Origin of the sequence: Streptomyces sp. NPDC057302 (assembly GCF_042667685.1) — a bacterium.
Classification (GTDB): Bacteria; Actinomycetota; Actinomycetes; order Streptomycetales; family Streptomycetaceae; genus Streptomyces.
This window is the reverse complement of record NZ_JBHUZJ010000158.1, coordinates 1-6,620: the sequence shown is the minus strand read 5'-3', so window position 1 is coordinate 6,620 and position 6,620 is coordinate 1. Positions and strand designations below refer to the sequence as shown.

Annotated in this window: 7 protein-coding genes; 1 reads left to right on the top strand and 6 read right to left on the bottom strand. The window is 69.5% G+C overall.

What is annotated here, in order from left to right:
* Positions 1–40: 40 nt before the first annotated feature.
* From rlmB to ACFUPX_RS43830, 6 genes are all read right to left on the bottom strand, one after another.
* On the bottom strand, positions 41–1,003 hold the full coding sequence (gene rlmB / locus ACFUPX_RS43855; RefSeq protein WP_383335315.1) for a 23S rRNA (guanosine(2251)-2'-O)-methyltransferase RlmB: 963 nt from the start codon (positions 1,001–1,003) through the stop codon (positions 41–43).
* Between the two features lie 125 nt (positions 1,004–1,128).
* Positions 1,129–2,529: a cysteine--tRNA ligase gene (gene cysS / locus ACFUPX_RS43850; protein ID WP_383335313.1), complete on the bottom strand. Its 1,401-nt coding sequence runs from the start codon at positions 2,527–2,529 to the stop codon at positions 1,129–1,131.
* 90 nt (positions 2,530–2,619) lie between these two features.
* Positions 2,620–3,024, bottom strand: coding sequence for a PPOX class F420-dependent oxidoreductase (locus tag ACFUPX_RS43845; protein ID WP_383335311.1), 405 nt, complete (start codon positions 3,022–3,024; stop codon positions 2,620–2,622).
* Between the two features lie 119 nt (positions 3,025–3,143).
* Complete coding sequence (gene ispF / locus ACFUPX_RS43840) at positions 3,144–3,638, bottom strand: 2-C-methyl-D-erythritol 2,4-cyclodiphosphate synthase (protein WP_383335309.1); 495 nt, start codon at positions 3,636–3,638, stop codon at positions 3,144–3,146.
* On the bottom strand, positions 3,628–4,356 hold the full coding sequence (gene ispD / locus ACFUPX_RS43835) for a 2-C-methyl-D-erythritol 4-phosphate cytidylyltransferase (protein ID WP_383335307.1): 729 nt from the start codon (positions 4,354–4,356) through the stop codon (positions 3,628–3,630). Before ispD ends, ispF begins: the two co-directional genes overlap by 11 nt.
* 311 nt (positions 4,357–4,667) lie before the next feature.
* Entirely contained in the window at positions 4,668–5,150 is a 483-nt protein-coding gene (locus tag ACFUPX_RS43830) for a CarD family transcriptional regulator (protein WP_003953493.1), read from the bottom strand.
* Positions 5,151–5,799: 649 nt separating this feature from the next.
* Here ACFUPX_RS43830 and ACFUPX_RS43825 point away from each other — a divergent pair.
* Entirely contained in the window at positions 5,800–6,540 is a 741-nt protein-coding gene (locus tag ACFUPX_RS43825) for a copper chaperone PCu(A)C (protein ID WP_383335305.1), read from the top strand.
* Positions 6,541–6,620 lie beyond the last annotated feature (80 nt).

The window sequence follows — 6,620 nt, the reverse complement described above, 5'->3', positions numbered from 1 at the left end:
GGCCCGGATATTCCGGGCCGGCCGCCGTACGGGGTGCGGCTTAACTCCGGCGCCGCGACGCCTCGTAGAGCACGACTCCCGCCGCCACACCGGCGTTCAGGGACTCCGTGCCGCCCGGCATGGGGATCCGCACGCGGTAGTCGCAGGTCTCGCCGACCAGGCGGGAGAGGCCCTTGCCCTCGCTGCCGATGACGATGACCACGGGACCGGAGAGCGCCGCGAGGTCGCCGACCTCGTGATCGCCGTCGGCCGCGAGCCCGACGATCGCGAGCCCGGCCTTCTTGTAGGACTCCAGGACGCGGGTCAGGTTCGTGGCACGGGCCACGGGCGTACGGGCGGCGGCGCCGGCGGCCGTCTTCCAGGCTCCGGCGGTCATTCCGGCGGCACGCCGCTCGGGGACGACGACGCCGTGCCCGCCGAAGGCGGAGGCGGAACGCACCACGGCACCGAGGTTCCGCGGGTCCGTCACGCCGTCGAGGGCGACGATCAGCGGGTCCTCGCCCTGGTCGAACGCGGCGGCCACGAGCTCCTCGGGGTGCGCGTACTCGTAGGGCGGCACCTGGAGCACGAGGCCCTGGTGGTTGAGCCCGTTGGTCATGCGGTCCAGCTCGGGGCGCGGGGCCTCCATGAGGTGGATGCCGCCGCGCTCACCGGCGAGCTGCAGCGCCTCGCGCACGCGCTCGTCGTTGTCGATGAACTGCTGGACGTAGAGCATCGAAGCGGGCACGCCCTCGCGCAGCGCCTCGACGACCGAGTTGCGTCCGACGACCATCTCGGAGGTGCCCTTGCCGCGGCCCTTCACGGCACCGGGACGCCGGCCGCCGCCACCGGGGCCGCCGGTGGCCTTCTTGGCCACGGCGCTGGCGATGCGGTTCTTCTTGTGTCCCTTGCGCGCCTCGGCGGGCGGCGTCGGGCCCTTGCCCTCAAGGCCGCGGCGCCGATTTCCACCGCTGCCGACCTGCGCGCCCTTCTTGCCGGACATGCGGCGGTTGTTAGCGGCCATGGACCTACCTGTCTCTGTGATGCGTGTGGCTGTCCGCGTACTGCGTGACTGCCCACTGCGGGACTGCGTACGTATATGAAGTGTGCCGCCCGGTTCGCCGGGCGGCACATCGCGAGGTCAGACGCTCAGCGCGGGCCGAGAGTCCACCGCGGTCCTGTCGGGCTGTCCTCGATGACGAGTCCGGACTGGTTGAGCTGGTCGCGGATGGCGTCGGCGGCGGCCCAGTCCTTGCGGCCGCGCGCGGCCTCCCGCTGCTGGAGCACGAGACGGACGAGGGTGTCGACGACTCCGTGGAGGTCGTCGCCGCGGTCGCCCTCGCCGGCCCACTGCGGGTCGAGCGGGTCGAGTCCGAGCACGCCCAGCATGGCCCGCACCTCGGCGAGCCGCTCCACCGCGGCTTCCTTGTCGTCGGCGGCCAGGGCGGAATTGCCCTGCCGGACCGTCGTGTGGACGATGGCGAGCGCCTGCGGGACGCCCAGGTCGTCGTCCATCGCGTCGGCGAAGGCGGGCGGCACCTGGGCGGCGGGCTCGACGACGCCCCCGGCCTTCTCCATGACGCGCTGCACGAAGCCCTCGATCCGCGCGAACGCGGACTCGGCCTCGCGCAGGGCCTCCTCGCTGTACTCGATCATCGAGCGGTAGTGCGGGGTGCCCAGGTAGTAGCGCAGGACGATCGGGCGCCACTTCTTGACCATCTCGGAGACGAGGACCGAGTTGCCGAGCGACTTGGACATCTTCTCGCCGCTCATGGTGACCCAGCCGTTGTGCACCCAGTACCGCGCGAACGCGTCGCCGAAGGCCTTGGCCTGCGCGATCTCGTTCTCGTGGTGCGGGAAGATCAGGTCGATGCCGCCGCCGTGGATGTCGAACTCGCGGCCCAGGTACTTGTGGGCCATCGCCGAGCACTCCAGGTGCCAGCCGGGACGGCCGCGGCCCCAGGGGGTCTCCCAGCTGGGCTCCCCCTCCTTGGCGGTCTTCCACATGGCGAAGTCACGCGGGTCGCGCTTGCCGGTCTCGCCCTCGCCGGAGGGCTGACGCAGCTCGTCCAGGTCCTGGTTGGACAGCTCCAGGTAGCCGGGGAAGGACTTCACGTCGAAGTAGACGTTGCCCTCGGCCTCGTAGGCGTGGCCGCGCTCGATCAGGCCGCGCATCATCTCGACCATCTCGGTGACGTGGCCGGTGGCGCGCGGTTCGTAGGTGGGCGGCAGGCAGCCCAGGACGTCGTAGCCGTCGTTGAAGGCCCGCTCGTTCTCGTACCCGATCGACCACCACGGGCGGCCCTGCTCGGCCGACTTCCGGATGATCTTGTCGTCGATGTCCGTGACGTTGCGGATGAAGGTGACGTCATAGCCGCGGTGGGCGAACCAGCGGCGCATGATGTCGAAGTTCAGACCCGAGCGGATGTGCCCGATGTGCGGGGCCGCCTGCACCGTCGCGCCACACAGGTAGATCGAGACACAACCGTCGATGAGCGGGCTGAAGTCTCGGATCTGCCGGGCGCTGGTGTCGTACAGGCGAATCGTCACCACTCCAGGGTAGTGGTCGCAGGGCAGTGCCCTGCGACCTCCGGGGTCAACAGGGCACGGAACTGTGACATGCGCGGGTGCGCGGGGGCCTCAGAGGCGGCCGACGACCTTGCGCGGAGTGACGCGGACGACGACGCGGGCGTCGTCCTTGCCGGAGGACGGATTGAACTCCGCGTACTTGAGGCCGGTGTATTTCAGCGCGAGCTCGTCGATGAGCTCCTGCCCGCCCTCGGTGGTCATCGTGGCCTCGCCGCGGATCTCGGCGTACGTGTACGGGGCGTCGAAGGGCTGGAGCAGCACCGTCACGCGCGGGTCGCGGCGCAGGTTCTTCTCCTTGCGGCGGCCGAGCGTGGTGGAGAAGAGCAGGTCGTCGCCGTCGCGCTTCACCCAGACCGGTGAGACCTGGGGGCTGCCGTCGGGCTGGATGGTGGCGACGGAGATGAAGACGGGGGTGTCGAGAAGGGCCTTGAGCTTGTCGGACAGTTCGGCGGCCATTGCGGGTGCCTCTCTCTCGTACGTCGGTGGGTGACGTCGGGCTGCTCCGGGGATGTGTCCCCGGTACTGCTCCAACACAGCCTGCCTCAGCGGCATTTCACCCGTCACCCGGTTGCCGGTCAGTCCGTGCGCACGACCAGTGCCGTCGCGATCGCGGCCAGGCCCTCGGCGCGGCCGGTGAGGCCGAGGCCGTCCGTCGTCGTGCCGGAGACGGCGACCGGGGCGCCCGCGGCAGCGCTCAGCGTCTTCTGCGCCTCGTCGCGCCGCTTGCCGACCTTGGGGCGTACGCCGATGACCTGGACGGCGATGTTGCCGATCTCGAAGCCTTCGGCGCGCACGATCCTGGCCGCCTCGGCGAGCAGCGTCACACCGGAGGCGCCGGACCACTGGGGCCTGCCGGTGCCGAAGTGTGCGCCGAGGTCGCCGATGCCGGCCGCGGAGAAGAGGGCGTCGCAGGCGGCGTGTGCGGCGACGTCACCGTCCGAGTGCCCGGCGAGGCCGGCGCTCTCGCCCTCCCAGAGGAGCCCGGCGCACCACAGCTCGCGCCCTTCTTCGAAGGCGTGCACGTCGGTGCCGATGCCGACCTGCGGGAGGCGCATCCGCTCAGAAGCCATCGTTGGCCCTCCTGCGGGCGAGTACGGCCTCGGCGAGGACGAGGTCGAGGGGCCGCGTGACCTTGAAGGCCTCTTCGTGGCCGGGTACGACGACGACCTGGAGGCCGAGCTGCTCGACCATGCTGGCGTCGTCCGTGACGTTGTCGGTGACCGTCGCGTGGGCGCGCACGAGGGTGTCGCGGTCGAAGCCCTGCGGGGTCTGGACGGCGCGCAGGCGGGAGCGCTCGGGGGTGGCGACCACGGGCTCGGGGGCGCCGGGCTCTCCCGGCTCGACCTGCTTGACGGTGTCGGTGAGGGGCAGCGCGGGGACGACGGCGGGGGCGCCTTCGCGGACGGCCTCGATGACGCCGTCGACGGTGTCCACGGGGACGAGGGGGCGGGCCGCGTCGTGCACGAGGACGACGCCGATGCCGTCCGGCAGGGCGTCGAGGCCGAGCTTCACGGATTCCTGGCGGGTCTCGCCGCCGGGGACCACCACGAAGTCGGTGCGATCCGGCAGCGCGTGGTCGGCCAGGAGGGACTTGACCTCGGCGGCGCCCTCCGGCGGGGCCACCACGACGACGAGCGACACGGCGCGGGAGGCGGCCATGGCCCGTACGGCGTGGATGAGCATGGGCGTGCCGTTCAGCGCGCGGAGCGCCTTGGGGGCGCCCGGGCCGAGCCGTACGCCGCGTCCGGCGGCGGGGATCACGACCGCGGTGCGGGATTCCTCAGACATCGCTTCCGTTCAGGTTTGTGTGCTCGGCCGACGTGGGTATGGCCACAGCGACGCCGGGCGCGGGCCTTGACCGGACCCTTCCGTGACATCTGGTCGAGCCAGCTGCCCGAGCCCGGCACACACGCCGAGCAGCATCGAGTAGGACACGAGCATCAGTACGAGTACGACATAAGAATTCGGGGAAAGCGCCTGGGGATACGCCCTGGGTATGTCTGGGTACGAACATGCCGCAGCGCCCGGCGACACCATTGAGGGTCAGCGGGCACCGCGGCATTCATGGCGCCAAGACGTATGCGTATGTCAGGACGCGATCAGGACGCGAGGACCTCGTCAAGCAGGGCCTCGGCCTTGTCCTCGTTCGTGTTCTCCGCGAGGGCGAGCTCGCTCACCAGGATCTGGCGAGCCTTGGCGAGCATGCGCTTCTCACCCGCGGACAGTCCGCGCTCACGCTCACGACGCCACAGGTCACGCACGACTTCCGCGACCTTGATGACATCGCCCGATGCGAGCTTCTCGAGATTTGCCTTGTAGCGACGGGACCAGTTCGTCGGCTCTTCGGCGTACGGCGCGCGCAGTACTTCGAAGACCCGGTCAAGCCCGTCCTGACCGACCACATCACGTACGCCGACGAACTCCGCATTGTCCGCAGGCACACGTACCGTCAGGTCGCCCTGAGCGACCTTCAGCACCAAGTAGGTCTTGTCCACGCCTTTGATCTGGCGAGTCTCAATGGCCTCGATCAGCGCGGCCCCGTGATGGGGATAGACCACGGTGTCGCCAACCTTGAACGTCATGTGACAGGTACCCCTTCCGTGGCTATCCATCCTAACACGAGAACCGCCTCTTCTGAATGGCGTTTTCGCAGGTCAGGGCGCATCTCGGGGCTTGACAACAGCAACAGGAACGTGCTGCGAAGGGCTTCCGGAGTGAGGTATTCGCAGGTGGGAGCGGCTCTCCGGGGAAGCAGAAACACGCCCGTCACACGCCCTCCGAGAGCGCTCCACGGGCCTGAACGTCCCGGTTTGCCAGGTTCCAAGCGGTGAACTTCCGCTACTCCGTTCGACGACCGGAGAGACGTACTCATCGACGTCGGGCGTGAATCCGGAATTGATCAAGCGCCCTTGATGATCAATTCCCCGGACTTCCCCGGACTTCCCCGGACCGCCATGTATTCCTTACCGGAAATCCCCAAGTCGGGCCGGTCCGACGCTTGACGGCTCTTATGTGAATGGTGAACAAGAGGCCAATGACACGGAGGTGACGGAAGTGTCATGTACGGCGGGACAGGAGTGGCGCGGGAGAGGCTCACGGGCCCTAGGGGCGGGTCGGGTGCGGTGGCACGGGAACGGCTCGGTAACCTAAGGCCGCTGACACACACTTAGGACGGCTTTACGGCCGCCCGCCCCTTCCCGTACCGCCCTCGTTCAAGGAGTTGCCGCCGCCGTGAGCCGCAGCCTTCGACGTGGCGCCATCGCCGCCACCGCCATCGCGTTCTCGCTCGCGTCGCTCGCCGCGTGCGGCGCCGGTAACAACGCTCAGACGCACGAGATCAAGCCGGACAACGCCGCGACCGCCGTCGGCGACATCAAGATCCAGAACGCCATGGTGATCACCCAGCCCGACCTGAAGTCGACGGGTCCCGCGGTGATCGCCGCCACGATCTTCAACAACGGCTCCACCGACCAGACCCTGACCGGGATCAAGGTCAACGGCACCGGCAAGACGGCCAAGATCACGCCGGCCAAGGACGACAAGGCCTCCAAGCGGGGCGGTCCGCTGACCATCCCCGCCGGCGGCTCCGTCGTCATCGGCGGCAAGGACAACGCCACCGCCGTCCTGCCCAGCAGCCGCGAGGCCGTCAAGGACGGCAACGCGCAGCCGGTCACCTTCGCCTTCAGCAAGACCGGCGACGTGAAGATGAAGACCTTCGTCGTGCCGGCCGAGAGCTACTTCAAGAAGTGGGGCCCGACCGAGGTTCCCGAGGCTCCGGACTCGAAGCCGTCGACGAAGCCGACCGGAGTGGCGAGCGGTGAGCCCAACGAGGGCGCGACCGAGGGTGCGAACACCGACCCGTCGGGTCAGCCGTCCGGGCAGCCCTCGGGCAGCGCGTCCGGTGCCGCGAACAACGACCCGTCCGGCGCCGCGTCGGACGACGCGGGTACGGCTGCGGGCTCCGAGCACTGATCGACGTACGCACGCGTCGGCGTACGTGGACACGTCGGCGTACGAACGAGAGGGCGGGAACCCGGTGCCGGGTTCCCGCC

Excerpts from the sequence above, each read along its gene's own strand:
- ACFUPX_RS43830 (WP_003953493.1), bottom strand. The coding sequence starts at position 5,150 with ATGACGTTCAAGGTTGGCGACACCGTGGTCTATCCCCATCACGGGGCC.
- ispF (WP_383335309.1), bottom strand. The coding sequence starts at position 3,638 with ATGGCTTCTGAGCGGATGCGCCTCCCGCAGGTCGGCATCGGCACCGAC.
- rlmB (WP_383335315.1), bottom strand. The coding sequence starts at position 1,003 with ATGGCCGCTAACAACCGCCGCATGTCCGGCAAGAAGGGCGCGCAGGTC.
- ACFUPX_RS43845 (WP_383335311.1), bottom strand. The coding sequence starts at position 3,024 with ATGGCCGCCGAACTGTCCGACAAGCTCAAGGCCCTTCTCGACACCCCC.
- ispD (WP_383335307.1), bottom strand. The coding sequence starts at position 4,356 with ATGTCTGAGGAATCCCGCACCGCGGTCGTGATCCCCGCCGCCGGACGC.